This is a genomic window from Gottfriedia luciferensis (assembly GCF_002156865.1).
In the GTDB taxonomy this organism is placed as follows: domain Bacteria; phylum Bacillota; class Bacilli; order Bacillales; family Bacillaceae_G; genus Gottfriedia; species Gottfriedia luciferensis.
In genome coordinates, this window is the sequence record NZ_NCTA01000001.1 from 222,288 (window position 1) to 248,911 (window position 26,624).

Genomic DNA, 26,624 nt, shown 5'->3' on the forward strand with positions numbered 1-26,624 from the left:
GAGGTGCATCAATGGATTTTTTAGCTCCGTTTACTGAAGTATACACACTAGACCATCTAAAGTTTTTGCTAGAAGGATTTTGGGTCACACTTAAAGTTGCTGGAGTCTCAATTATACTTAGCTTCATCGTTGGTGGACTTATTGGCACTCTTAGATATACGAGGATTCCCGTTGTTACTCAATTACTAACCGCGATTGTCGAGACGATTCGAAACCTACCTCTACTACTCATTATTTTCTTTACTTATTTTGCCTTACCCGAAATCGGCATCGAGATGAAAATAACAACCGCAGCCATAGCAGCATTAACTGTTTTTGAGTCCGCAATGATTTCAGAAATCATCCGAAGTGGATTAAACTCAATCGAAAAAGGACAAATTGAAGCAGCGCGTGCGTCGGGACTAAATTACATCCAAACACTGCACCATATCATCCTACCTCAAGCCCTTAGAAGAATGGTTCCGCCATTAGTAAGTCAGTTTATTTCTCTACTTAAGGATACATCGCTAGCTGTCGTTATCGCATTGCCGGATTTATTGCATAATGGACAGATTATTTATGCGCAGAAGGAATCATATGTAATTCCAGTAATGGTGATTGTTTCGTTGATGTATTTTATTGTTAATTATGCTTTGTCATTGGTTGCTCGAAGATTTGAAATTAAGCAGATTTAGGAAATCCGGTTCTTTAAATGGTCCGGATTTTTTATTTTAGATGGAGAGATTAATAGAAATCTACCATAAATAATGGTAATAAAACAAAAAATGTGTACAGATTTAGCTGTACACATTTTTTTGTTTTATTACTTATTCTCTACAACATGTTTTAATAGAATTCTTTCTTTAAATCCTCCACGCTCTTCTTTCTTTTGAAGTCTTACTTTCTCAATTTCTTCAACTGTAATTCCTTTCGTTTCAGCTAGAGCATAAAGCACCTCTAATATATCAGCTATTTCTCCTATTGTTTCTTCAGGAGTTGCGTTGTATAACTCTTCAAGCTCTTCATTTAATTTCTCATTTAATTTTATGATATATTCTTTTTCATCTAGGACTTCTGTCTCATAGTCGCTTCCAGATTTAGATATAACTGCCGGAATTTTATCCCTTACTAGTTTGTTATAGTATTTAATAGTCATTATGTACTCTCCTTTTCAGCTAAAGAAAAAATGCGTACAAATATTTCTGTACACATTTTAATTTTTTGAATAAAAACATTATTCTTGTCTTATTAAATTTATAGCTTAATTGAACCATACTTTTTTTGTAATAAACTAACATCACTTTGCTCATTTACAATGTGCATTTTCTTATGGCAATTTGGACAAAGTGCTACAGTATTTTCTATAGAATCTTCGCCACCTTTTGATAACCACTCGATATGATGAGATTCTAAATATGGTTCACCCATTTTATTTTTGAATGGTGCAGGTTGATTGCATAGATCACAAGTTCCGTTTGCGCGGCGTTTTGTAAACTCAGCAATATACGGGTCTCGTTCATAAGTTGTTGAACTCGTTGTTCTTGAACTTGGCTTTTGACTTGCTTCTTTTGCTTTGTTTTTTAATTCCTCCATTGATAATTTAGCGGCTTCTGCTTCTTTATCTTTTTGGTTTTCATCAATAATTACTTTTTTAATAAACTGATCTGCCATAGGTTGAACTGGAAAGATCCAAACTAATCTTTCACTTTTATCCTGCCCTTTTTGAGTAGCTTGATATGGATCTGCAACTAATTTAACTTGTCCAACGAAAGTATAGTTTCTAGACTTATAAGATTCGAATAAGTATACATTAACACCATTAATATTACTTTCAAGTAATGTTTTATTTTGACCAAAATTAATGTCTTGATCATCATTTTGCCCCATACCTGTATAATGTAATATGTTATTGTACCACTTATCATCATACATTTTTGTATGATCAGAAAATATTACTAAAGTGTTTGTTACATGTGATCTTCTCATACCACCTTGATTTGAAATAGCAAAAATTTGAACCAAATCATTATTAGTAAATACTGAACCAATTTCTAAACTATCAATTTCACTTTGCTTATTCTCTATCCATTGTTCAACTTCAGCAAGATCATAATTACCACTAGAATGAATAGGCATTCCAGATTCGACCATTCTCTTTAAAACGTAAGTTGAAAATACTCTTTTAGGGTATTTTTTTCGTAATGTTGCTATTAATTCTTTATGTCCAATCATTAAAAACACTCCCCCATACTAACCTTGTTTAACTTAAATATCCCCAGTCCCAATAACTCGAATGAAAATTCAGAATATAAAAAATACCCACTAATTATTTTACGATAGTATTCTAAATTTGTACATTTTGTGAACTTTTTTACAAAATAATACAAATAAAAAAGTAATGATTTCTCATTACTTTTTAAAATTTCCAATATCAAAATCATCAAGGGCTGATTAGAGCTTTACAAGGTATAGTTCTTGAGTAAGGAAGTTATATTATCTTTATTTATTATTTCGATTAACTCTTTGAGAGTAAACAAATAAAAGGCGCTCTTTTTAAAAGAACGCCTTTTTACTATTTTATTAGTTTTTCAACTGTTGGTACATCTGCAGGTGCCCATTCCAGTTTTTGTAGATTTGAAAGTTCAACCCATTCTAATGTAGCGTGTTCTTTAGCAACTAGTTTTCCACTAATAATTTTAGCTTCGTAAGTTAATAGTTCTACAATAATTTCAGGATATTCATGAACAACCTCTTCAATAAGTTCTCCGACATTAATTTTACATCCTAATTCTTCATCGATTTCTCGAATTAAGGCATCTTCTGGTTGTTCATTTTTCTCGATTTTCCCTCCTGGGAATTCCCATAGATTGGGCAGGCTCATATCTGCTGACCTAAGGGCACAGAGTATTTGGTTTTGATTGTTTCGGATTACTGCTCCTACTACTTTTATTTGTTTTTTCAATTTTATCATCCTTAGATATTGATTTTTTCTAAATTATACTTTTTAAGAGATGATAAATCTATTTAAAGTTTGATTACTTATTTCTAATTGTCTTTTGTAATAGTAAAAAATAGCAATGACCCCTACCCTGTCAAAGTAGAGGTTATTATTTATTCAAAATTTGACAATTTGATAAGAATATAAAAAACAGATCCTATAATATACAATGAAACTGATTTAAATATGTAATAAACCTTTCTATTCCCTAGAAAATTTACCTCATACCCAACTCATCCACCAACACTAGAAAACCGCTGCAAATCCCGATTCTCCCCAATCATAACCAACACATCCCCCGCTTGAACCACCTCATCCGGAGAAGGAGAAATATTAACAACCCCATTACTCTTAATCGCAATTACAGTTAAATTAAACTCAACCCTAATATCTATATCCTTAATACTTTTCCCTACCATTTGTGAAGGTACTTTGATTTCTTCAATGCTGTAATTTTGGGCAAGTTCGATAAAATTTAAGACATTTGGGGACATGAGCTGGTGGGCTACTCGTTCTCCCATATCTTTATCAGGATAGACAACCCAATGAGCTCCGACTTTTTTTAGTACATCTCCGTGACGTTTATCTAAGGCTTTCGCTACGATTTTGTTAATTTTTAACTCACTTAAGACTAGGGTTGATAAGATACTTGATTGCATATCATTTCCGATTGCTACGATGACAGTTTCGAAATTTCCAATTCCTATTTCTCTCAAGGCTTCTTCATTCGTTGAATCGGCAATTACAGCATGTGTAGCGATATCGGCAAATTCATTTATACGGTTTTCATCAAGATCAATTGCCAATACTTCATTTCCGTGATTCATTAATGTGTTAACAATGCCCGATCCGAATCTTCCTAGTCCAATGACTGCATATTGTTTGTTCATGATTGCATCGCTCCTCTAGATGAAAAATTATCCGATTGTGATTTTTCCTTTTGGGTGTTTGAAAGGATCTGAATGTCTTCGAATTGCAACTGCAAAAGCAATGGTTAATGGACCTACTCTTCCCGCAAACATCGTTAAGATAATGAGCATTCTTCCAAATGGCGTTAAGTCAGGAGTCAATCCCATGGATAGGCCAACCGTTGCGAACGCGGATGTTGCTTCAAATAGAATCATTAAAAAGTTTTTACCGTGCTCAGAAATCGTTAAAAGCATGGTAACTGTTATCACTAAAATCAGACCACTTACCATGACTGTCAGTGCCTTAAAAATCGTTTCATACATTACTCTTCTTTTAAAAAATACAACATCTTCTTTTCCTTTAATCTGTGACCGAACTGCTCCTAATAAAGTAGCAAATGTAGTCGTTTTAATCCCACCCCCAGTAGATCCTGGAGAAGCTCCGATAAACATAAGAATCGTAATAATAAACAGACTCGGTTGTGTTAAGTCAGGAATATTAAGCGTATTGGAACCTGCAGTCCTTGGCGTAACAGATTGATATAATGACCCTAAAAACTTTCCAGACATTGATAATGGTTGAATCGTTTTTGGATTATTGAATTCAAACAGAAATATTAGAACAGTTCCTATTACTAGTAGCCAAGCACTTGTATAAAGAACTACTTTTGAATGTAAAGATAGACGTCGAGTTTGTTTGTATTCATATAGCTCGTTCATCACAATGAAACCAATTCCACCTAATGTGATCAATGCACAAACTACGATTGTTACAAGAGGATCCTCAACATAGCCAGTTAAGCTACTAAATTCGCCCATTAAATCAAAGCCTGCATTATTAAAATTTGAAATGGAATGGAATATTCCATAATAAATCGCTTTTGAAAGTGGCATATCGAAAGCAAATCGAATGGCCAATAAAATCGCACCAACTAATTCAATTACTACTGTAAAAACAAGAATTCTTTTCACTAAGCGGACAATTCCTGCGTAGGTCATATTATTTAACGCTTCTTGTAATAATAAGCGTTCTTTTAAGGAAATTCTTTTTCCTAATAAAACAGCAAAAAAAGTCGCAAACGTCATAAATCCTAAACCACCAACTTGAATGAGAGACAAAATTACTAGTTGTCCGAACAAAGTGAATGTAGTACCGGTATCTACTACCACAAGTCCCGTTACACATGTTGCTGATGTAGATGTAAATAATGCATTTAACCATTTCAGACCATTCCCATCAACAGTGGCTAATGGAAGTGTAAGTAAAAACGCACCTAATAATATGATAAGAGCAAAACCCATTACTAAAACTTTTGAAGGATCTAGTGAACTTAATGGCTTTTTATTCATTCATGAATCATCCTCACTTTTCTCCTTATTTTTATATAGAACTCTTCTACAATTAATTTCATTTATAGAGTGCCCATTGAAAATGTTTTATAATTGTTTCTTGGGATAATAATTAATATTTCAGATGTAAAGGGGCAACTCTAAAATTATTGAAGAGAGTTAAAAGGAGAAATAAAAATGGAATCGCATGTTATGAGCGTTGTTCAACAAAATTTATATATTATTACGCTTGTCCTAATTGTAGGATTAATCGCTATAAAATTATCAGAATGGATAAAGATTCCGGATGTAGCAATGTTTATGATTGTAGGGATCCTACTTGGTCCTTCCTTGTTAAATTTCATTAGAATAGCGAATGATTCGGTTGCTAATCAATTTATCATCACACTCGGATCAATTTTAATTTTGTTTGAAGGTGGAAGAGCGATTCACGTTTCAGTCCTAAAAAAAGTATGGATCACGATTTCCCTTTTATCGGTTTTAGGTGTAATCGTAACGGCTGCAGTTGTAGCGATAACTGCTTTCTATTTATTACATATACCAATGTTGTATGCATTGTTACTTGCATCCGTTATTGCTTCTACGGATCCTGCGACTTTGATTCCGGTCTTTAAACAAATTACAATTCGTGAAAAAGTAAGACAAACGGTTGAAAGTGAATCGGCTTTTAATGATGCAACCGGGTCAATTTTGGCATTTACATTACTAGCAATCATTCAAGGACATGCCCAATTATCAGTGGCATCTAGTATATGGAGTTTCGTTAGAGAAGCTGGTGGCGGGATTTTAGTTGGAACAATCATCGGTTTTCTAGGTGTTTTATTTACATCGGAACATAATTGGGGACATTTAAGAAAATATAGTACAATCATTAACTTGGTTGTAGCGATTAGCTCTTATTTGCTAGCAGGCTCTATTCACTCTAGTGGATTTATGGCTACCTTTACAGCTGGGCTTATTTTAGGTAATCCGGACTTATTTCGTTTACATATCTCAGAAGAAACCAATTCTCCTGTTTATCACTTTTCAGAATCGATTACTTTAATAATGAGGAAACTAATCTTTATTTTATTAGGTACTCAAGTTGATTTCCGTATCTTAAAGGAGTTCTGGGTACAAGGGATTTTAATTGTTCTTGTATTTATGTTCATTGCTCGACCACTAACAGTACTAGCCTGTACCTTGCCTGATCGTAAGGCGAAATGGAAATGGAATGAAATTGTCTTTATGTTCTGGGTCCGTGAAACTGGCGTCATTCCTGCCGCTCTTTCCGGTATGATTGTTGCAGCTGGAGTTAAATATTCAAGTGAAATCACTTCAGTCACATTTATCGCCATCTTAATGACGATTCTGATTCAAGCAAGTACAACAGGTTATGTAGCTAAAAAGTTAGGGATTACGATTGATGAACCTAATCATGGGATGAAAAAAGCAGTAGACATCAAATAAACTGATCACAAAAAAACCTTTAATCGATATAAGATTAAAGGTTTTCCCTCTATTAATTATAAGCCAGTTCCTTCTCCACTAAACCAAGCACTTTTGCTGTAGAAGTATGAATCTCCTCAAAAAACTCTGGATTGTCCATTAGTGAAACGCCATACGAAGGAATCATCTCCATTATTTTCGGTTCCCATTCCTTCATATATTGTGGGAAGCATTTTTCTAAAACTTCAAGCATAACGTGAACCGCTGTCGAAGCTCCTGGTGAAGCACCTAATAACGCAGCGATTGAACCATCTTTCGCATGAATTACTTCCGTACCAAATTGAAGAGTTCCTTTTCCTGCTTCAGTATCTTTAATAACTTGTACTCGTTGTCCAGCTACGACAATGTCCCAATCCTCGCTTTTAGCGTTCGGAATAAACTCACGTAACTCATCAATTCGTTTTTCATTTGATAACATAACTTGCTGGATAAGATACTTTGTCAGAGCCATTTCTTTTACACCTGCTGCAAGCATCGTCATAACATTATTCGGTTTAACAGATCCAATTAAATCAAAATTAGAACCTGTTTTTAAGAATTTAGGTGAGAAACCTGCAAAAGGTCCAAACAATAATGATTTTTTGTTGTCGATATATCTCGTATCAAGATGTGGAACAGACATAGGTGGAGCACCGACTTTAGCTTTTCCGTAAACTTTAGCATGATGTTGCTCTACAACCTCTGGATTATTACATACTAAAAACAACCCGCTTACTGGGAATCCCCCAACATGTTTTGACTCTGGAATGCCTGTCTTTTGTAATAAAGGTAAGCTTCCGCCTCCACCACCAATAAAGACGAATTTTGCAGTATGATATTCAATATTACCACTATCAATATTATGAACTTTTAATTCCCAAGACCCGTCACTTGTACGTTTAATATCTTTAACAGTATGTTTGTAGTTGATTTCTACATTTTTACTTTCCAAGTGCTCAAATAACATTCTTGTTAAAGCACCAAAGTTAACATCTGTACCTGAGTCAATTTTAGTTGCTGCGATTGCCTCATCCGAAGTACGACCTTCCATGATTAATGGAATCCATTCCTTTAGTTTTTCAGGTGCATCCGAAAATTCCATTCCTTGAAACAATGGATTGTTTGAAAGTGCTTCAAAACGTTTTTTCAAAAACGATACATTTTCATCACCTTGTACTAAACTCATATGAGGAATAGGTTTAATAAAATCTTGTGGATTGCTAATTAAATTATTTTTCACAAGATATGACCAATATTGTCTAGAAAGCTGAAACTGTTCGTTAATTTTTATCGCTTTACTAATGTCGATTGATCCATCCTCTTTTTCATTTGTATAGTTTAGCTCACATAATGCAGCATGCCCCGTCCCTGCATTATTCCATTCGTTAGAGCTTTCTTCTCCTGCATTTGCTAATTTTTCAAACACTGTGATTTCCCATTCAGGTACTAACTCTTTCAGTAAAGATCCCAAAGTCGCGCTCATAACTCCGGCTCCAATTAAGATAACGTCTGTTTTTTTCTGTATGTTGCTCATTATTATCCATCCTCATCCCAAATATTTGCTTAAAAGAGTAGGCGCTCCTGCTCGGGTATACAAAAAGCAAAGTGCCAACTAGGAATACAATTTTTCTGTTTCAAATTGAAAATATTATAAGTATATCATCTATTTTATTACAATCTAAAAAATAGTATAACACATTTGATTTAATTATTTAATATTAGTATATCACATTTTAACGTTAGTTTTTAGAAAAGAAAATCTAAATTAAAGATATTTAATCTTTCAATTTCATCACCCACATATAGGCAAATGCATATATTGCTAATCAATATATAGCCTAAAAAGGGGTGAATTTTATGCACGTCGACTTAACTGCCATTCACTGGCTTTATGTAGCATTTATAGGTTTAATTATTTTATTTTTAATTTTAAGACGTGACACAAGCCTAGTTTGCCTTGTAGGAATCTTTCTATTAGGACTAGTAGCAACACAGTCACTAACTAGTTCCGTCAGCATCTTGTTCTCAAGTTTCATATACGCCATCACAGAATTACTTTCAACCATATTGGTTATCTCAATTATCGTTTCAATGAGTAAAGCACTAACTGATAGCGGTGTACACCAAGCACTCATCAGTCCATTTACAAAAGTAATGAGAAACGCTACATTAGCATATTGGACAATTGGGATCGTTATGATGGTTGTATCATGGTTTTTCTGGCCATCTCCGGCTGTTGCACTAATTGGTGCAGTATTACTGCCAGTAGCATTAAGAGTTGGTTTACCAGCATTAGGTGTAGCAATGGCAATGAACTTATTCGGGCACGGTATCGCTCTTTCTTCAGATTACGTTATCCAAGGTGCACCAAAACTAACTGCCGACGCAGCTGGCATTCCAGTTTCTGACGTCATTCACGCTAGCATTCCACTTGTTATCGTTATGGGTGTAGTGACAACTGTAGTTGCTTTCTATTTCTTAAAACGAGATATGAAAAATGGTCTCTTACCAGTAGAAATAACTGAAAACGATTCCAAAACTGAGGAATATCTTCTTTCTTCAACACAACAAAAATGGATGGCCGCTCTGATTTTCATCCTATTTGCAGTCGATATTTGGGCAATGGTCCATTTCAACTTACAAGGTGGAGATGCAACAGCATTAATCGGAGGAACTTCACTCATCATCCTATCAATTCTTTCAATGCTCGGACATAAAAATAAAGGCTTTGAAGAAGTTACAAACTATTTAATCCACGGCTTCAAATTCGGATTCAAAGTATTTGGACCAGTCATTCCAATTGCAGCCTTCTTCTATCTTGGTGATAGTGGGTTTACTGCAATTATCGGTGATTACTTACCAAAAGGATCACACGGAATCGTAAATGATTTAGGATTCGCATTAGCACACTCAGTACCAGTAAACCCTGGCGTAGCAGGAGTGACATTAACAACTGTTGGAGCTATTACAGGGTTAGATGGATCAGGTTTCTCTGGCATTTCACTTGCAGGATCTGTTGCTTCGTTATTTGCAACAGCAATTGGTCATGGGGTTGCAACACTTACAGCTATGGGGCAAATTGCAGCGATCTGGGTTGGTGGCGGAACATTAATCCCATGGGCGCTAATTCCTGCCGCGGCTATTTGTAATGTTAGTCCGTTTGAATTGGCTAGGAGGAATTTGTTACCGGTGTTGATTGGATTGGTTGTTACTACTGTTGTTGCGATATTTTTGATTTAAGATTTAATTAAATAATATAATACGAGATACTTATAAAAGTATCTCGTATTTCCGATTATCGACAAAAAGGGGTTCAGAATGATCTTATTCCGAACCACTTTTGTCATTTTTTATATTTTAAGTGAGAATAGACTTTTATTATCCTCATGGTCCGTGATTAATGAATCTGTCAACACCATAAAATCTCGACCTTACAGTCTTTCGATTTACCGTTGTCATATGAAAAGAACTCATACTTTTTCGAAATATCATCTTTTATATTACGTTCTTATTTATTTTTGTTTTCTAATTTTTTTACATATTTAGCACAATACACCATTCCCCAAATACTAGCAACGATACCTGCTAAAAGAATTATATTAAATAAAGTACCTTCCATGCCGATCACCTCATTTATCTTTTATCGTAACACCATACATCTGAAATAAAATAGTTTTAGACTGTGACTGAATACATTTTCTCGAATTCATTCGGCGTAAAATAGCTAAGAGTACTTTTCTTTTTTCCATATACAATAATCTTTATATATTATATTTTATGCTATTCTAGTAAAAAGTTTATTTCAATTTTGAATTTTATGGTTTCATATTTAAAACTAGAATTTCACAAAATATACCAGCAAAGCAAAATTTTAATAAAATAATTTTGTTAAAATTGAATTATGCACGATAGAACGGCATCAGCTGGTGATACCAAAACTGAATACACGGAGTGTTGAAAATGAAAAAATACTTAATCTATAACACATTAATAGAAGGAAGCTACCTAGTTTTATTGATAGTAATGTTTATTAATTTTTCATATGAACCCATTACATTTAAATATATATTAATAGGTTCATTACTCGGGATATTTTTGTGTTTTATTAACTTAAAGAAAAATCATCCAAAATATACTAAAAAATAGTAAAAAAAGGAGAAATGCAGATTATGGATGAGAATATTTTCCTAAAGGAAGAGAAAGCTTTTCCCTTGTATAGAATACTATCTATTTCCTCAGGGATGCAGTTTTTCTTTATTATGTTAAATACACGTTTTACCATAGATGACATCGTTAATGTCATAGTATCATGTTTATTTTTATTAAGTTACTTAATTATCTTTATAATAATGCCTCGAACTAAACGAAACTATCAATATATTATTTTAAGTTTTTTATTATTTTTATGTGTATTAATAATAGGGATTGGAGGCCTTATATGTTAATTCTTAAATGTAGTTTTAGTATATCAATAGTTGAAGTATATCAATATTAAGTTTAACAAACGTATCTAATATGAAATACAACATATCAAATAAGGACTCACGCTTACTTCTATTAATGGATATATCCATGTATTTTGTAACCTATTGAAAATGTTTGTGAGCTAATATTGGCGTTGATATGACAGCAAAGCAAGTAAACACATAAATAGTAATTATGATAAGTCCAATTAACTTTCTAGTCATATATAATTCCTCGTGTTCTATGTATGTATTCTGATACTGATTTTCTTTTCATTACTTAATAAAACCCTCTGCTTTCTTTTTAGAAAATCCAGTAAAAATTAAACATGTAATAAATGCAACTGTAGTAACTACTATAGCTATTGCTAATCCGATAAAACTCATAAAAGTATCTTCACCAGGATAAGAAGGTTTTAAATTTACTATCTTATATAAGAATATTAAAGACATGATTACATAAAAACTACTACCAACTAATCCTAGGATAATCCGATTTTTGTTTGTACCTTGCCATGCATTATTAATAATGATCCACATATAAACACTTCCAATGACAGCAAAAAGCATTACAAACAAATGTAGAAAAGGAATTAAAAGAAACATAATTAGATAAATACATAGACATGAAATAAAAAACAAACTAGCATTCATGCCAAACAAGAATAATCCTGATTTCCACTTATTTTGAAACCAATTAGCATTTTGCAGCTTGAGTACAAGATTGTTATTTTCTCCACCCATTTGCATTAACTGATTCTTAGCAATTATGATAATTAACACCACTAATGGAATGAATAATAAAAATAAAGTTAATGACATTTAGATCCTCCAATGTGTAGACTTCTTTCTAATAATAAAATGAAATATTTCCCAGTTGCTTAAAAATGTGAAAATTTCATATTTAGATAGCAAAAAAAGCCCTTAAAAAAGGGCTCACAATCAATTCCATTCCATATTCAACAATCTCTTTACCTTCTCAACTTCAGTCTTTCCACTATCCTTATCAACTAGAGAAGTATACAAATGAGGAATGACCAACTCCGCTCCATTCTCTAAACATGTCTCAACAATCACCTGAACATTCTCCATATCAATCCCACCAGTCGGTTCAAAAACGTTAATCCCAGCATCAACTGCTGCTCTTACCATTGCCGCTACTTCATCCAAACGATTCACAGCATCAATCGGATAAAACTTAACTGAATGAACGCCAATTTCTGAAAGCATTGATGCTGCCATGTCACATGATACTTTCTCACGTTTTTCATAGCTTGAAGGACCAGTTGAAATAATAACTTTCCCTACTTCACCCGATGGTTCAATCAAAGCATTTACAATTGTATTTTTAGAATCTACTTGTTCCATTCTTCCAAGTGTATAACCAGCAGCTGGGAATACTTGATTAATATGCTTTGGTTTAGTAATCGATGATACATTTGCAACCATCTTCCACATGCTTGGGTCACCGGCACCAAGTCCAACTGAAACATGTACGCCATTTTCTTGATATGCTTGAACGTGTGCTATCGCTGCTTCTTCAGATTCAAATCCCTTCATCATCACACCGATTAAAACGCGATCTCCGCCGATTTCTGCAATTTCTTTTGCATTTTCTAAGTCTTTTGCAAGTACGTTGAAAATTACTTTTTCTTTCATTTATTTCACCTCAGCTAGTATTCTTTTAATCTCATTTGCTATGATTGTTTCTTGTCCTTCGAGCAGTGGACGGGGATCAACTGATAAAATTCCAATATTGACGTAATGATGTCTTAAATAAATGGCAGGGTTCCCAGATTCAAGTTTATGTAAAAGCGATTCCGCATCGATTCCAGCTTTTGCTGGATTCACTTCGATTTGTGCCCGGTAAATTGCTCTCCCTGCTTCATCTTGTTTAATCGAACAAGATAAACCTTCAATTTCATTTAATGAATTGCATAAGCTAGTCATCCGCTCGATTTGTACTTCTACATGATCTTCTTTAAATGGGTACTCATTTAGTGCAGTAATCAAGCCAGTAATATTTTCTTTTCCTACCTTCATTGCTCGCCCAACACCTTTATATTGTTTCCGGCAAGCTTCCATCAGCTCTTTTTTTCCACAAATGAAACCTGAAGTTGGCCCTTCTAACGCTTTTCCTCCACTATAAACCGCAATGTCAGCACCCATTTTTATATACTTTTTAAAGTCCTCTTCCGCTGCAGCATCAATGATAAATGGAATCGCATGTTTCTGTGCAATCTCGATCATTTTTTCAACTGATACCATACCTTTTTGAACAGCATGATGTGATTTTACGTAAAAGATTGCCGCCGTTTTATCTGATATCGCTTCTTGTATATGATCCACTTCTACCTTATTTGCATTACCAACTTCAATGACTTTTCCTCCACCAAGACGAATCATTTGGTCGATACTTCCACCGAAATGTACTTGATGTCCTTTTTGAATAATAATCTCGTTTTTTAGGCCATCTGAATTGGGCATTTTTTCAATTAAAGATAATTTTTTTCCTGCTATAACGGCTGCAGTTGAAATGGCTATACCCGCAGCTGCACTACTTGTAGGACAACCATCTTCTGCACCTGTATGTTCTGCAATGACTGTTCCTGCATATTCGATTAATTGATCGATTTCAACATAATCCTGAGTTGCATTTTTTACTGCTTCAGCAATCTTGTCAGTAACCGCTGAAGCTCCTAAAGCAGTCATCTTTCCACTAGCATTAATGACTTTTCTTAAGCCTAATGATTCATATATCCCCATGTTTTACACCTCATTGTATCGGTATTGGAAAGAATGCTCCTAACAGCATTGCACCTAAAATTGCACCACCAGCAACTGGTTTTTTCCATGCATAGAAAATTGCTGCGCCTATAACTGATCCAACTCCAATTGGGATGGATGCTGAGCAAGCTGAAATAATAATTAATGGCCCTAAAAAGCGACCTGATGCATTACCAGCACCCATCATTACATCTGCACCAAAAGTTGAATTAGATTGTTTAACAGTAAACTTACGAATTCCAATAATGATATACCCGGTTACAAGACCTAAAACTGCACCAGTAATTAATGAAAGAGCAAATGAATCAATTGGTGCTGTAATACCCGCCCCTAGTAAAACTGCCGGTACCCCAATTCCAATTCCCGTCTGAATGGCTCCACCAATATCTAAAATTCCGACTAGTGACCCTTCTAATACACGAGCAAATAAGAAACTCGCACCGAAAGCTGCTGCAGCGCCGTATCCTGCTCCTTCAATACCTGCCTGAAGCATTGCGACGATTGCAACATCATTAAATGCACCAATTTTATAGACATAATACATATGTGTCCCAGCAAACACTCCTGCAGATAATAGGGCTACAAATATCGGAAATGACCAATCCGCATACCAAAAATTCTTTTGGAGACTGACTTCATTTTTATTATTTACTACTTCAGTACTCATTTATTTCACCTCTAATCCAAGCATTTTATGAAGATTAATTAACCAATTTGGTACATCTAAATTAAATCCTCTTATGAAATTAATATCGAAGCCTCGGAAGAAAGCACTACATACAAATAAAATAATGACCGATGTTAATAAAGTTTTGGTTACCTTATTCCAACCATTTTCGTCGACACCTTTACCAATTAAGATCCCAAGAACAACACCGGGTACTGCATTTCCCATTACAAGGTGAGCAATTCCACCAAAGATTGTTCCCCACATACCAGAACGTTTTCCAGCATCCAATGCTGCTAGCCAGAAGATAACAGGCATGACCGGATTAATTAATAAATTTGCTGCTGGTACTAGTACTTTTAAAGCTATTGCTTGAAGTGATTCAGGAATTGCTGAAGCTGTTGAGTTCAAAAAAGTTACAACTAAGACACCAATAATTGCTCCTGCAATGGCCATTTTCTTTGGATTATGCAAAGTGTCTTCTGGTTTTCTACCTTTTCGCATTAATACAGCCGCTGCCCAGTTTGGAATAATTCGATGATCAACGTCTTGTGTAAACGCACCAGCACCTACTGAGGAAGCCCATGCATTAAAGAAAAATCCTAATCCGAATGAAAAATGTGAAGCTGCATCTCCTGCACAAGCATTTAACTCACCCAATGTACGAAACGCACCCATTCCTTGTACCTTTGGAGCATGAAACATACGAGCTGCACCAGCACCTACACTCAAGCCAACTAGAGCTCCAATAATGATCGACTTAAATATAATTTCAACCATTTCCATAAAATCCACCGCCTATCTCATTGATTGCTGTCCACCTAATATTGAATTCATTACACTATTTGATTGTTCGACTTGTTCAAATTGAATTTTATCTACTTCAAGGATAAAAAGATTTACATCAACATCCAGTACAACCTTATATTTTTGTCTTTTGCGCGGAAAGAAAATGAACAGAAAACGTTCTGTGTACGTCAATTCTTTCGCTTCAATTACTTCTACATGTAAAGGCTCGATTCGAATGATCATTCCTTTTTGCTCTGAAAGTATTTTTTTCTGTATATTTCCTAACGCGATACTGATTGCTTGTTCTTTTGTGTTTCCTACTCCTTCAACACAAACCGTTTGTTTTAACGTTTTTTCCATCGGTCTATCCTCTTACTTTCAGGAATGCTTCAGTTATTCTTTTTCCTAGTTCTTCTACATCCATAAACCCAAATCCTAGTACCTTCTTACCTTCTTGAATTGCAGTTATCCCCTCTTCAATAGAGCGCATTCCATAATGAGCTGGATAGCCATATTTTGACTGAGCAGTAATTGCCCCTGCTCCTCCACTTCCACAAAATGAGATTCCTAAGTCAGCATTTTCAGCTTTCATTACGTCACCTAATTTCATATCTGCACCAAACCCATCTATTACAATCGCTTTTCCACCTGCTGCCTCAATTCCTTTTGCAACATTTTGACCTTTCCCTAAACGATCTCCAATGACGATAACCACTTCGCTCATTTTAGTAACCTCCTTATAATGAATGATTCATTTTTGCAGCTTCAAAATGAATTGAAAGCAAGTATTTTTCATCTACATGTAAATTTGGCAACATCATACATATTTTTTCTGCTAGATTAATTGATTCGAGTGAAACCTCATTAAACAAATTCACATCAATCGGTGCAATTTGCTCCTTATGAATCGATCGATAAACCATTGCTGATAGATGTGATGTTAATGATAGCCATTGTGTATCATTCATCTTAACTTTCTCTTCTATTAATAAGTTTTGAGTATTGATCAACAACTCTTTACAAATTATCGCATTCCCACTTTTTTGAAGAAGAACTTCAATTTGTTCTTCCATCCCTTGTTTACTCATTTTTTAAAAACAACCTTTCCTTCTCTGATCGTCAAATTCGGTTTTAGTAATTTTTTACAATGTAATTCTTTTCCTTCAGAGTCAATTAAAGTTTCATTTCCATCAATAATTTCAAATACAGTTACATCTGCTCTAGTACCAACCTTGAATGTACCTTGGTCAGAAAGACGGATTGTATTTGCAGCATCCTTTGTTACCTTTTTAACAAGTACTTCTAACGGATAACCAAGTTCAAGTAGTTTAGACATTGTTTGCATTAAACTACCAACTGGTTTTTTATAATTTTTAAGATAAATATCTGTACTGACTGTAAATGGATAGTTATATTTCGATTTAAACTTTTTTAAAGTTTCATAACTAAAGCTCGAAGTTCCATGTCCCACATCAAAACAAACTCCACGCTCTAAAGCTTCAAATGCTTCATGAATCATTTCACCTGAATCACTTAGTATTCCATGTTTTTTACCGTGAAAAGCGTGCGTTACAATATCTCCCTTTTTTAATAGAGGAAATATTTCAGTTAAATTTGGTGGTGGATTTCCAATATGAACCATAATCGGAAAATCAAGTTGATCAGCTACTTCCCTAGCATGTTCCAGTGGTTTAATTCCACTTTCTTTTACAACTGAACCACTCATTCGTGCCTTTAACCCTACTATACTAGGATTATTTTTCATTTCTTTCGCTTCTTCAATTGTCATTAAATCCTCTAGATTTGAAAGCTCAGATAAACCGTGGCATAACCCTTTTCTAGATATATTTAAGAATGATAGAATCTCAGTTTTACTATGGTCAATTACCGTTTCTTTAAAGGTTGAATAATTTTGAGCACCTGCACTCCCTGCATCGACAATTGTTGTAACACCTTGTTGAATTCCAATTAGATCTGGATCGATACCAAGCTCTGTATAGTCTTTAAATACATGAACATGTAAATCAATAAATCCAGGTGCTACATAGCTACCTTTAATATCAATTACTTCGATATCCTCAAATTGCAATAAGACTTCCAGCTTTTCGAACTTACCATCTAAAATGGCAATATCACGTTTTTCAATTGTCAATGTTTCAGGATCAACAGCATAACCATTTTTAAGAATGACTCGATTTTTCATCATTAGACCACATCCATTACTTTAAATATTGGCAAAGTGTAATCATTTCTGTTTCGTTAATCTGAATCTCTTTTTCTTCTAAAATTTGTTTCAACTTTTCAATCCGTAACCCGTTCACCTCAAGGCTTTTTACTTTTGAATAAAGGTTTTGATCATACTGTTTATTAAAATAGTAACGATGTACCATTAGGAAAATATGTAGCATAAATGCACTTTTTCGATTTTCTTCAATCTCATCATGGAATGTTCCTAAGATTTCGTGGGAGATTTCAAATCCTTTTAGCAGAATTTCTTGGCTAATTGCTTCAGCATCGTCATTTTGTATTTTCTCAACCAATTTCGGTTTACTAGCTAATTTCCTCAATCCCATATTCACTATTTGCGTTACTTGATTTTGTATATCTTCTAGATCTCGTTTCGTTGGCACTGCTTCAACGACTACAACAGGAATATCTGATTCGATTGGAAAAACGCTGACGATTAAATCTATTTCTTCTAATTTACAAATCTCTTCAACCTCTAAAATTGAACAATATGTCACAAATTCAACTTCTTTAATTTCTTTTTCAACTCTATTTTTAATAAGTTTTGCAACACCTCTTCCAGTGGAGCAAACATATAGTGCACGTGCTTTTTGATGATTTTGAAAAGTATTTTCATATGATACGAGAAAGTGAAGCGCAATAAATGCGATAAATGAATCTGGCGGAGCGATTACTTGGTTTTGAATATGCTTATGACAAGCTTCCTGTATGCTCTTAAACAAACTTGGCTGATTTCGTTTAATTTCATCAGTAAAGGGATTATTTTCAGTAAATTGAATTGCCCCTTTTTGGAACCGTATTGTTAAATGGGCAAATAGATTACTATAAAGCTTCGAATCTTTATAATAGTTAATTCCTTCTTGTAAACTGACATGTTTAATAATTCCCTCTGTTATCTCAACTAAATTTATACTTTCAGTTTCTTTCACTAATCCTCCTGAAATGTATTGATATTCATCTTCAAACATCGGTAATCTTAATTCATTAAATATTTTTTCCATTAAATTAATAACAAAAATTGAAATGTCATCGTCGTAATGCATTTGGTCAACTAAACGATATCCTTTTAAAGTTGTTCCCATATTCATTCGCATGATCGAAATCGTTAGCCGAATTAAGATTCTAAGCAAGTCAGAATGATGTATTAATTTTGATAGCTTAGAGGTGAACGTATTTTGCATATGTTTTTCAACAATTGAATAGACAGATTGGAGTTGCTCTTCTAAAATCGGATCTGTCTCTAATTCATTTACATTTTTCATAATTCTTGTTGTTATTTTATAAATTTGGTAATTATTTAAACTAGTAAAAATTAAATGCTCTAAAAGCACCCGCAGATTAAGCTCCTGCCCAACTAATCGATAACCAGTACGTTGCTTCCGCTCAAGCTGAATCATCCATGACTCCACAAATTCTTCAACATGGTTCAAATCACTTAAAATTGTATTTCGACTAACCTCTATTTTCTCCGCCAATTCTGCTGCCGATAAATACTCATTTTGTAATAACAAAAGCATCGTTATTCTTTTAACTCGAATTGATTGATCAGGATAGATGCTAAATCTCTCAATTTGTGTTAACTGATTTCGCAACTCTTTACGCATTAAATCATCACAATCAACCCACAATCCTTTATTCGTTTGTGAATGTAACAAAATGCTTTGATCTTTAAACCAGCTCCGGACATTCTCCAGATCATATTTAATTGTTCGCGTACTAACTTGAAACTCATCAGACAAATCCTTAATCCGAACTAAAGACCTCGCATCTAACAGCTTAGTCACAATTTGAAGCTCTCTAACTGTTAACATTCTTATCACCGCTCTACTAGTAGTTAAAGATGTTGTAACCGATTACATCTTCATTATATTAATCTTCTAAAAAGTTAAACAGACAAAATGTTTTCTCTTTAATTGGTGAAGTAATTCTTCAAAGTAATTTTGAATCCTTTTAATGTTTCAAAAAAATTAAATAAACACTAAGATGATAACTCACTTACTTCGCGGTCTTTTATATAAAATTTGATAAGTTTATGAATTCTGATCGTAGTTGTAGTAATTTGTCACAAATACATCAGAAGTAATTACTAAAAAAATTTTAAAATTAACGAATCAATAGTAAGGAGTGAGATTATGAAAAACATAAAATTTAAAATTATATTGACTATAATTGCACTTTCATTAGTTGGATGTAATAGTAACAGGGGTTAAACAGCTAGAAGTATTGATGATATAAAAATAAGTGAACTTAAAAGCCACTTGGACTTTCCAGTAGTACGAAATATAAGTGAATTAGAAAATCGTTCTGAGTTCATCGTAAAAGTTAAGACGATTCAAGATGATTCTCAATTTATTCTAAATGGAATACCTTTAGGGCAAAGAAAACAAGTAGAAATACTAAAAAGTTATAAAGGTAAGTTAAAAACAGGCGAGAAAATTATGATTATTGAACGAACCTTCCTATTTTAATAAAAATGAATACGTTCAAGCTGATGCCTATGTAAAAATGAGTGATAATCAAGAATATATTTTATTTTTACGTCAGGGTGATACATCAAATGAATACGGAGTTACCTCGATTGGATTTGGAAAATATAGCATTACTGGCAAATCTCATTTAGGTAAGCTCTCTGAATTTAATAAATTCGGTGAAATTAAAAAATACGATTTTATTTCTGATGACGAATCGTTCGTCAATTACTATAGTGAAATTAAGAAAAATGTATTAAAAAAGTATATAAATTAGGCGATTGATTAAAATGACTCAGGTGGTAGATGTATTCAAAAAGGGCTGTCCCATAAACCAGTTTCCTAACTTATGGGACAGCCCTTTTGATAACTTTATATTGTTTTATTTTCCCTAAATAAAAACCGAATGATTACACCTATTATAAAAATAACAAAAGCCATTTTTTCTCCAACAATCTTTTGATCATACAAAAGAATGGGGCTGGTAATCATAAATATACCTATAATCCTAAAAATACTAATTTTCAAGTTGGAATACCTCTCTCCATTAAACGCCGTTACTTTTCTTTTTCAAAGTAATAAAAGAAGAAAATACTCCTAAAAACAAATATATTATGACTGGTATTAGCATACTCCCCATATTATACAAAATTGAAATTGGTAGGATAATTGCTAAAGATGATATTAAATATCCCACAATTAGAACTTTTTTTGAGTTTGAACAAAAAATACTTTGGAGTATAAATACCAAAGGAAAAAAATATATATTCCTAGTATTATATATTTACTTTCGGGATACAAAGAATCGACCAATATAAATGTGAAAATTAATAAACCAGGTAATATAGAACATAGTAAATTTTTCATGGTACCTTCCACTTTCACAATTTTAAAAATAATATACTTTCCAAGCACAATCATTTCAACTAGGTTTATTAAAATTTCATAGAAAATATACATTATTATGTCAATTTATTGTACTTTTAAATAAATGGGTACACGTAACAAAAACGGAATCTACTATAACTAAATTTATTTCATTTGTGAATTGTTGATTTTTACAAAACACATATTTAAAAAAGATTTTATGCAATTTAAAGAGATTGATTGGAGTGGAAGGTGGGAGACTCCTATGGGAGTAGCGGGAAGGGTGAGACCCCGCAGGCTTGCCGAGGAGGCTCAGCTCACGCCCCATGGAAAGCGAGCATCCTGCAAGGAAATCATCAACATTCTTTTTTTACAGAGCCAAAAATTAAATAAATTAATAAATTTGAGGATCATTTGTAATTTAATAATAAAATCAAAATAAACTTATGTTTCTATACTTGCTCTACAAAAAACGAAACTTGATTTATTTACCACTAAAAATGATATACTTAAACTATTAAATCCCTAATAAAGGAGAAATGATAAATGAACGAACATGAACTAAAAGAATATCGCGAAAATGTCATTACATCACTTGAAGAGGAAATTGCTTACTATGAAAAATTAATTAAACTAACTAGACATAGTAAACGTAAAGAACGCCATACATACAATCTTAACTTTATGAAAGAGCTTTTAAATACTGAAAAAGCAGAACAAAACATTTAACATACCCTTTTTTACTAAAACAAGAGGCACCCTCCTAAACTGAAGGTGCCTCTTGTTTTTTCTATCCTATAGTCTTAATTGTTTAATCCAAAAGCCTTAATTACATCTTGTTTAATGCTATTCCCTTGCTCATCCCAAGCGCTAGCTCGAAGTGATACAGAAGATGCGCCTTTACGATTTTCAACGTCGGCTGACCAACCATTTCCTTCAGCATTTAAATCTACTTTTTCCCATGACTTACCTTCGTCATATGAAACTTCAAGTGTAGCTCCTTTAATTTTACCGCTTCCTGGAGCATCAGCTACTTGAATCGCAGTTAATCCTAATTTGATTTTACGGCCTGCTTTTGCAATCCCATTCATATCAGTATCGACTTTATAATCAAGCGATAAGAATGGTAATTCTGTTTTATATTCTTCTTGTTGTTTAGACCAGAATGTCCATTCTGTATGTGTGCTAACCGATGTATTCCAACGTGCAGGGTCGCGCCAAGCATCAGAAACTACTTTGTATTCCGTGTTTTCAATTGGATAATTGATAAAGGAGTAAATTGCTTGTCCTTTTGCTTCTTTCATTAGTTTTGATCCTTGATAAAGTTTTACAGTTTGTGTACCTGGATAAGTAGTGTCCGACCCTGTGCTTCCAACTCCTGAGTCAGCCCATGCAGGTACGTTAATCACTAAGCTATTTCCTGTTCGATAAGGTTTCCAGAATCCATCCCCTAAACGAGGACGTGCAACTGGAGCGAACCATTCTTCATCAAGCGTTTGACCAGGTTTGTACATCGCTTTTGGTTGTCGCACTTCCCAATTTGCATCTAATACGCTAGCTTGATGGTACCATGATGTCCCCTCTTGCGCTGATACCCACTCAGTTCTAACAGAAGGTAGATTTAATTTAAATCGGAACCCTACTCCAGATGGACGGTAAGATGGGATATCCCAACGGAATTCCGCACCCGGTGCCGGACGGTCTGATTTATATTGAGTATTAATTTTTACAAGATCTTTCGGTTTTGGTGAATACGTTACGTCATTTGGAATTGCTTCATCGTGGTTATCAACAAGATCATAAACGTATTCAGTATCAGGATTACCTTTTACGTTTAGTCTTACTTTTCCAGACTTGGCAGCATCAATAAGATTAACAGCATCAATTCCATAGTTTCCTTTTAATAACGTACTTCCAGCCTGTGGGATTTCATCCAATATTTGGCCGCGGAAGTTAATCGTCATTACAGGTTCTGCAAGGCGCCAACGCGTGTTCATAGTAAACGTACCATTTTTAACTTTCGTTGTTGGGGCAGCATACATTTTATCCACCATAATTGGCATAACATAAATGTCGCCGACGCTATTTCCATCGATTTCACGGTAATATTCCATTTTTCTAAACGTCGCCTCGGTATCCTTTTGAACATTTGCTGTAATTTCATTTGCTTTACGAGCATCCAATTCAACTGTTTGCGGACCATTTAAGTTAATTTCTGGATTTCCGACAAGAGCAACTCCAGCATGATCTGTTTCGCTATCTACATCCATCATGGACATCGCTGAATAAGTTCCTGGTTTTAATCTTAATTCTGTTGTACCATTGACAGCTATAAACTGCGGAATCCCGTCAGGACCAAGTAAATTGATATATGCTAATGCAGGAGACCCGTCGCGATCAATCGCTTTTAGTGTAAGCGGATATCTTTCCTCTTCTTTAATTACTGCCAATGCTGTATGAACAACTGTTTTACCTTCTGCATTGGCTGAAATTTGTCCTTGATAACGTTCACCATTTGCAGCAACTTTTGGATCCAATGTTACAGTAACTTTAGCACTTCCTTTTGCTGGTACAGTAATCTTGTTTGTTGATAGTTTGAACAAATCAGCTGGTGCATCTGAATTATTTTTACCAGTAACCTTAGCTGAAAGGTCCAATGTTACAGGCTCATCACCATCATTTGTATAAGTTATTGTTTTATCAACGGATACGTCATTCTCATGTGGCCACTTATAGAAACCAAAATCAAGTGAACCTGTTGCACGTAACTTTCCTAAAGTTGCAGCTGCTACATCAAGTCGCCCAGTTCCACCCTCGAACGGCTTAATAGCATCTAGTTTTTTCGTTGTACTCATTAAAGCATCTTTCAACTGAGCACCTGACCAATCAGGATGACGCTGTGATAAAATAGCAGCCGCACCAGCTACGTGTGGCGTTGCCATCGATGTTCCACTCATTGAAATATAAGAACCGCTTCCTTTGTTGGCAAATTGTGATCTAGCCGCGTTAATGTTTACACCCGGTGCCGTTAGGTCAGGCTTTAATCCTGAACTTCCAAAACGAGGACCTTTTGATGAAAAGTATGCTAGATTATCAGATTTATCCACCGCACCTACTGTAAGTGCTGCATCTGCTGACCCTGGTGAACCAATTCCCTCAGCACCTGTGTTACCTGCTGCAATTACAAACAGCGATCCTGTCTCAGCACTTAGATTATTTACTGCTTGAGCCATTGGATCTGTTCCATCAGTTGGCTCACTACTGCCTAAACTCATACTGACAATTTTGGCATTGTGTGCAGCCCATTCCATTCCATCAATAATCCATGAATCAAGTCCAAACCCTTCATTACTTAGTACTTTTCCTACTAGTAAACTTGCACCTGGTGCTACACCTTTATTTTTCCCACCTGAAGCCGCTCCTGTTCCTAGTACAGTCGATGCAACATGTGTACCGTGTGCATTAAAGTCACGTATATCTTCACCTGGAACGAAGCTTTTTGCTTCCTTCACTTGACCTGCAACATCAGGATGCTCCGCGTCAATTCCTGTGTCAAGAACTGCCACCTTTACACCCGTCCCATTGTAACCAGCATTCCAAGCAGTTGGTGCCCCAATCTGTGGAACACTTTGTTCAAGTGTCGCTTTTACAAGACCATCTAACCAAATCTTTTCGATACCTGGTGCAAGTAATGATTTTGTTGCTTTTGAAGATTGTATATTTTTCTTAACATCCTGCCAGAATAATTTCGAATCCTTCTTATCAGCGGAAAGTGCCTCACCATTAATACTCTCAAGTTCATGTGTCTTTTTAGAAGCTTTTAGAGTAGGCTTTGCTGAGCGAGCTTTTGATTCTGAATATTGTACAATTAGAGGTAAAGTCTCTTGAGAAGCATCATCATACCCTTCAGCAATTAGATTAGTAATATTGAATAAATCTCGATCTAAAACCCCTGAAGCTAAGTAAGGCATCGCCTGATTAGGAATGACATATGTATCTTTCTTGACCGTAAGAAAACGTGCACCGCCTCCAGCTTTATCAGCTGGTTCAACACTGATGGCACTTTGACCATCCGCAAATTCTGTAACTGTAACAACATCACCAGTAATAAGAGTAATCACATGCTTTCCAGTACTTACTTTAGCGTTAATCCCCTGAAGATTTGTTTCTTCAGAAATGCTTTTTGCTGAATTTAAGAAATTATTGCTTGTCCCATCAGCAAACGCTTGAAAAGTAGGAACGGCAATAAGAGCCGTTGTTACTACCGCAGTAACATACTTCGTAAACCTAGGCTTTCCCATCATCTAACACTCTCCTATTCTGATAAAATATCTTAGCGAGTGCCAATATGAATCTTTTAAAAAAGATCTTTTAAGTTCATATTTAAACCAATTCGCTAAAGACGTTTACAATATCAAAATATAAAGAATATTCATTTTTTGGTCAATTGGGTTATAAATCTCTTAGATTCATTAGTATTCTGTTAGTTTTCACTAATTTTCCTGTTCATAACTTAATGAAATTAACCCAACTTAATAATAGTCAAAATTATATCTCTACCATTAGAACTAGTAGAATCTCATACCTCTCCCATCCACTGGTAATGACCAATTTTCGAGAGAATGTTCTAATTTTTAACACAAAAAACTCGAGTCCATTTTAGCTTGTGTATACTTGTTACACTTACAAATTACCTATCTATTTACAGTTAATGTATAAATAAAAAAACCACTTTATGTGGTCATAATAAATACATCCTCATTCAATATTGCTAACCTCCAAAACCATCTCAATCTTCCGCTTCTTCTTCTCAATCATTCTAGCAATAAATTCACCAAAATCTTCTTTATGACTCTTTTCATTTTTACTAGAATCTACACTTATTGTAGCGATTCTATACAAGATTTTTAGTTGCTCCATATGCTCATTTAGACTCATATTTGATAAATCCTCATATTGTTCAATAAGCCTTTTCCTAAAAATAATTTCTAAATCTTCATTTGTAGCTGTTTCATTTGAAGTATTCTTTCTAATATAGATTTTATCAGTAAATAATTTATCAGATCCTCTTTTGGCGATAAAGGGAATATACCGATTTTGTTCAGGGATATAAATAATAAAAAAGGTTTTACCACTAAAATATCCATACATTTCATTCTCATCATAATCAATTTGCTGGAGGTTATAACTTAAAATCGAAGGTAAATAACCATTGAGCTTTCTTTGAAAATCAGTGGGATCCTTCAATTCTTCTTTTAATACTCCAACTGGTTGATTATCGTCATTTACTCCAAATATGATCGACCCTCCGCCAGAATTCGCCATTGCAATAATTAATTTTGCAATTTGATCCTCTCTAACAAATGTTTCCTTAAAATCCAATGCATTATTTTCACCAAAAGACTGTTCAATCAGACTTTTAAGCGAAGCAATATCAAAATTCTTATCTGCATAATTAAAAGTATTTAGAAATTCCTGCTTATAAATCGGCCTTTTAACCATTTTTTCCACCTAGTTTCATTTTTTTTAAATCTAAACTAGATCTGTTATTACATTAAATGTTAGAAAAAAAGAAATGGCAACTAGAAAACGTAGTAAATTTTCAGGGTGAAAAACACAAAAAACCAAAGCAAT

24 protein-coding genes are annotated in these 26,624 nt (G+C 34.3%); 6 read left to right on the top strand and 18 right to left on the bottom strand.

Annotated elements, in window-relative coordinates; all coding sequences use genetic code 11:
* Nucleotides 1-11 precede the first annotated feature (11 nt).
* Nucleotides 12-674 (top strand): amino acid ABC transporter permease, encoded by a 663-nt coding sequence (locus B7R67_RS01115; RefSeq protein ID WP_088066743.1) that lies wholly within the window; start codon nt 12-14, stop codon nt 672-674.
* 128 nt (nt 675-802) lie between these two features.
* On the opposite strand, the gene B7R67_RS01120 is transcribed toward B7R67_RS01115, so the two are convergent.
* The 5 genes from B7R67_RS01120 to B7R67_RS01140 all read right to left on the bottom strand — a co-directional run bounded on the left by B7R67_RS01120 (nt 803) and on the right by B7R67_RS01140 (nt 5,235).
* A complete protein-coding gene (locus tag B7R67_RS01120; protein WP_235822053.1) occupies nt 803-1,135 on the bottom strand; it encodes a nucleoside triphosphate pyrophosphohydrolase in 333 nt (110 codons plus the stop codon).
* A 98-nt stretch (nt 1,136-1,233) separates the two neighbouring features.
* On the bottom strand, nt 1,234-2,211 hold the full coding sequence (locus B7R67_RS01125; RefSeq protein ID WP_235822054.1) for an HNH endonuclease: 978 nt from the start codon (nt 2,209-2,211) through the stop codon (nt 1,234-1,236).
* A gap of 340 nt (nt 2,212-2,551) precedes the next feature.
* The gene (mutT, locus tag B7R67_RS01130) at nt 2,552-2,941 is read right to left on the bottom strand and encodes an 8-oxo-dGTP diphosphatase MutT (protein WP_088066745.1); all 390 of its coding nucleotides are present in this window, start codon (nt 2,939-2,941) and stop codon (nt 2,552-2,554) included.
* Nucleotides 2,942-3,210: 269 nt separating this feature from the next.
* The gene (locus tag B7R67_RS01135; protein WP_208615616.1) at nt 3,211-3,867 is read right to left on the bottom strand and encodes a potassium channel family protein; all 657 of its coding nucleotides are present in this window, start codon (nt 3,865-3,867) and stop codon (nt 3,211-3,213) included.
* Nucleotides 3,868-3,894: 27 nt separating this feature from the next.
* Nucleotides 3,895-5,235, bottom strand: coding sequence for a TrkH family potassium uptake protein (locus B7R67_RS01140; RefSeq protein ID WP_088066749.1), 1,341 nt, complete (start codon nt 5,233-5,235; stop codon nt 3,895-3,897).
* A 177-nt stretch (nt 5,236-5,412) separates the two neighbouring features.
* Here B7R67_RS01140 and B7R67_RS01145 point away from each other — a divergent pair, with 177 nt between their 5' ends.
* On the top strand, nt 5,413-6,684 hold the full coding sequence (locus B7R67_RS01145; protein ID WP_088066751.1) for a cation:proton antiporter: 1,272 nt from the start codon (nt 5,413-5,415) through the stop codon (nt 6,682-6,684).
* 52 nt (nt 6,685-6,736) lie between these two features.
* Here B7R67_RS01145 and B7R67_RS01150 read toward each other — a convergent pair whose 3' ends face one another.
* Entirely contained in the window at nt 6,737-8,236 is a 1,500-nt protein-coding gene (locus tag B7R67_RS01150; protein WP_088066753.1) for a malate:quinone oxidoreductase, read from the bottom strand.
* Between the two features lie 323 nt (nt 8,237-8,559).
* Here B7R67_RS01150 and B7R67_RS01155 point away from each other — a divergent pair, with 323 nt between their 5' ends.
* Entirely contained in the window at nt 8,560-9,942 is a 1,383-nt protein-coding gene (locus B7R67_RS01155) for a hypothetical protein (RefSeq protein WP_088066755.1), read from the top strand.
* Between the two features lie 1,499 nt (nt 9,943-11,441).
* Here B7R67_RS01155 and B7R67_RS01160 read toward each other — a convergent pair.
* The 10 genes from B7R67_RS01160 to B7R67_RS01205 all read right to left on the bottom strand — a co-directional run bounded on the left by B7R67_RS01160 (nt 11,442) and on the right by B7R67_RS01205 (nt 19,466).
* Nucleotides 11,442-11,987, bottom strand: a complete 546-nt coding sequence (locus tag B7R67_RS01160) for a hypothetical protein (protein ID WP_088066756.1) — start codon at nt 11,985-11,987, stop codon at nt 11,442-11,444.
* Nucleotides 11,988-12,107: 120 nt separating this feature from the next.
* The gene (locus B7R67_RS01165; RefSeq protein WP_088066758.1) at nt 12,108-12,824 is read right to left on the bottom strand and encodes a KDGP aldolase; all 717 of its coding nucleotides are present in this window, start codon (nt 12,822-12,824) and stop codon (nt 12,108-12,110) included.
* Nucleotides 12,825-13,931 (bottom strand): DgaE family pyridoxal phosphate-dependent ammonia lyase, encoded by a 1,107-nt coding sequence (locus B7R67_RS01170; RefSeq protein ID WP_088066760.1) that lies wholly within the window; start codon nt 13,929-13,931, stop codon nt 12,825-12,827.
* 10 nt (nt 13,932-13,941) lie between these two features.
* Entirely contained in the window at nt 13,942-14,619 is a 678-nt protein-coding gene (locus B7R67_RS01175; protein WP_088066762.1) for a DUF4310 family protein, read from the bottom strand.
* Nucleotides 14,620-15,405: a DUF4311 domain-containing protein gene (locus B7R67_RS01180; RefSeq protein WP_088066764.1), complete on the bottom strand. Its 786-nt coding sequence runs from the start codon at nt 15,403-15,405 to the stop codon at nt 14,620-14,622. It lies immediately after the preceding gene.
* A gap of 12 nt (nt 15,406-15,417) precedes the next feature.
* Nucleotides 15,418-15,768 carry a DUF4312 family protein gene (locus tag B7R67_RS01185; protein ID WP_088066766.1) on the bottom strand — a complete coding sequence of 117 codons (351 nt, stop codon included), beginning with the start codon at nt 15,766-15,768 and terminating at the stop codon, nt 15,418-15,420.
* Nucleotides 15,769-15,772: 4 nt separating this feature from the next.
* Nucleotides 15,773-16,132 carry an SFCGS family glycine-rich protein gene (locus B7R67_RS01190; protein ID WP_088066768.1) on the bottom strand — a complete coding sequence of 120 codons (360 nt, stop codon included), beginning with the start codon at nt 16,130-16,132 and terminating at the stop codon, nt 15,773-15,775.
* A gap of 13 nt (nt 16,133-16,145) precedes the next feature.
* The gene (locus tag B7R67_RS01195; RefSeq protein ID WP_088066770.1) at nt 16,146-16,496 is read right to left on the bottom strand and encodes a PRD domain-containing protein; all 351 of its coding nucleotides are present in this window, start codon (nt 16,494-16,496) and stop codon (nt 16,146-16,148) included.
* A complete protein-coding gene (locus tag B7R67_RS01200; protein ID WP_088066772.1) occupies nt 16,493-17,614 on the bottom strand; it encodes an amidohydrolase/deacetylase family metallohydrolase in 1,122 nt (373 codons plus the stop codon). The genes B7R67_RS01195 and B7R67_RS01200 overlap by 4 nt, the downstream gene beginning before the upstream one ends.
* A 13-nt stretch (nt 17,615-17,627) precedes the next feature.
* Complete coding sequence (locus tag B7R67_RS01205; protein ID WP_088066774.1) at nt 17,628-19,466, bottom strand: BglG family transcription antiterminator; 1,839 nt, start codon at nt 19,464-19,466, stop codon at nt 17,628-17,630.
* A gap of 447 nt (nt 19,467-19,913) precedes the next feature.
* On the opposite strand from B7R67_RS01205, the gene B7R67_RS01210 reads away from it, so the two are divergent.
* The 3 genes from B7R67_RS01210 to B7R67_RS01220 all read left to right on the top strand — a co-directional run bounded on the left by B7R67_RS01210 (nt 19,914) and on the right by B7R67_RS01220 (nt 21,719).
* On the top strand, nt 19,914-20,123 hold the full coding sequence (locus B7R67_RS01210) for a hypothetical protein (protein WP_088066776.1): 210 nt from the start codon (nt 19,914-19,916) through the stop codon (nt 20,121-20,123).
* The gene (locus tag B7R67_RS01215; protein ID WP_088066778.1) at nt 20,101-20,400 is read left to right on the top strand and encodes a hypothetical protein; all 300 of its coding nucleotides are present in this window, start codon (nt 20,101-20,103) and stop codon (nt 20,398-20,400) included. Before B7R67_RS01210 ends, B7R67_RS01215 begins: the two co-directional genes overlap by 23 nt.
* 1,136 nt (nt 20,401-21,536) lie before the next feature.
* The gene (locus tag B7R67_RS01220) at nt 21,537-21,719 is read left to right on the top strand and encodes a hypothetical protein (protein ID WP_088066780.1); all 183 of its coding nucleotides are present in this window, start codon (nt 21,537-21,539) and stop codon (nt 21,717-21,719) included.
* A gap of 74 nt (nt 21,720-21,793) precedes the next feature.
* Here B7R67_RS01220 and B7R67_RS01225 read toward each other — a convergent pair whose 3' ends face one another.
* Together B7R67_RS01225 and B7R67_RS01230 are read right to left on the bottom strand one after the other, a co-directional pair.
* Nucleotides 21,794-25,294, bottom strand: coding sequence for a S8 family serine peptidase (locus B7R67_RS01225; protein ID WP_235822055.1), 3,501 nt, complete (start codon nt 25,292-25,294; stop codon nt 21,794-21,796).
* Nucleotides 25,295-25,748: 454 nt separating this feature from the next.
* A complete protein-coding gene (locus B7R67_RS01230; RefSeq protein WP_088066782.1) occupies nt 25,749-26,492 on the bottom strand; it encodes an AlbA family DNA-binding domain-containing protein in 744 nt (247 codons plus the stop codon).
* Between the last annotated feature and the right edge of the window lie 132 nt (nt 26,493-26,624).

What these genes read in the sequence shown, in the direction of transcription:
- B7R67_RS01115 (WP_088066743.1), top strand. Translation starts at nt 12, where the DNA reads ATGGATTTTTTAGCTCCGTTTACTGAAGTATACACACTAGACCATCTA.
- B7R67_RS01120 (WP_235822053.1), bottom strand. Translation starts at nt 1,135, where the DNA reads ATGACTATTAAATACTATAACAAACTAGTAAGGGATAAAATTCCGGCA.
- B7R67_RS01125 (WP_235822054.1), bottom strand. Translation starts at nt 2,211, where the DNA reads ATGATTGGACATAAAGAATTAATAGCAACATTACGAAAAAAATACCCT.
- B7R67_RS01135 (WP_208615616.1), bottom strand. Translation starts at nt 3,867, where the DNA reads ATGAACAAACAATATGCAGTCATTGGACTAGGAAGATTCGGATCGGGC.
- B7R67_RS01140 (WP_088066749.1), bottom strand. Translation starts at nt 5,235, where the DNA reads ATGAATAAAAAGCCATTAAGTTCACTAGATCCTTCAAAAGTTTTAGTA.
- B7R67_RS01145 (WP_088066751.1), top strand. Translation starts at nt 5,413, where the DNA reads ATGGAATCGCATGTTATGAGCGTTGTTCAACAAAATTTATATATTATT.
- B7R67_RS01150 (WP_088066753.1), bottom strand. Translation starts at nt 8,236, where the DNA reads ATGAGCAACATACAGAAAAAAACAGACGTTATCTTAATTGGAGCCGGA.
- B7R67_RS01155 (WP_088066755.1), top strand. Translation starts at nt 8,560, where the DNA reads ATGCACGTCGACTTAACTGCCATTCACTGGCTTTATGTAGCATTTATA.
- B7R67_RS01160 (WP_088066756.1), bottom strand. Translation starts at nt 11,987, where the DNA reads ATGTCATTAACTTTATTTTTATTATTCATTCCATTAGTGGTGTTAATT.
- B7R67_RS01165 (WP_088066758.1), bottom strand. Translation starts at nt 12,824, where the DNA reads ATGAAAGAAAAAGTAATTTTCAACGTACTTGCAAAAGACTTAGAAAAT.
- B7R67_RS01170 (WP_088066760.1), bottom strand. Translation starts at nt 13,931, where the DNA reads ATGGGGATATATGAATCATTAGGCTTAAGAAAAGTCATTAATGCTAGT.
- B7R67_RS01175 (WP_088066762.1), bottom strand. Translation starts at nt 14,619, where the DNA reads ATGAGTACTGAAGTAGTAAATAATAAAAATGAAGTCAGTCTCCAAAAG.
- B7R67_RS01180 (WP_088066764.1), bottom strand. Translation starts at nt 15,405, where the DNA reads ATGGAAATGGTTGAAATTATATTTAAGTCGATCATTATTGGAGCTCTA.
- B7R67_RS01185 (WP_088066766.1), bottom strand. Translation starts at nt 15,768, where the DNA reads ATGGAAAAAACGTTAAAACAAACGGTTTGTGTTGAAGGAGTAGGAAAC.
- B7R67_RS01190 (WP_088066768.1), bottom strand. Translation starts at nt 16,132, where the DNA reads ATGAGCGAAGTGGTTATCGTCATTGGAGATCGTTTAGGGAAAGGTCAA.
- B7R67_RS01195 (WP_088066770.1), bottom strand. Translation starts at nt 16,496, where the DNA reads ATGAGTAAACAAGGGATGGAAGAACAAATTGAAGTTCTTCTTCAAAAA.
- B7R67_RS01200 (WP_088066772.1), bottom strand. Translation starts at nt 17,614, where the DNA reads ATGATGAAAAATCGAGTCATTCTTAAAAATGGTTATGCTGTTGATCCT.
- B7R67_RS01205 (WP_088066774.1), bottom strand. Translation starts at nt 19,466, where the DNA reads ATGTTAACAGTTAGAGAGCTTCAAATTGTGACTAAGCTGTTAGATGCG.
- B7R67_RS01220 (WP_088066780.1), top strand. Translation starts at nt 21,537, where the DNA reads ATGAACGAACATGAACTAAAAGAATATCGCGAAAATGTCATTACATCA.
- B7R67_RS01225 (WP_235822055.1), bottom strand. Translation starts at nt 25,294, where the DNA reads ATGATGGGAAAGCCTAGGTTTACGAAGTATGTTACTGCGGTAGTAACA.
- B7R67_RS01230 (WP_088066782.1), bottom strand. Translation starts at nt 26,492, where the DNA reads ATGGTTAAAAGGCCGATTTATAAGCAGGAATTTCTAAATACTTTTAAT.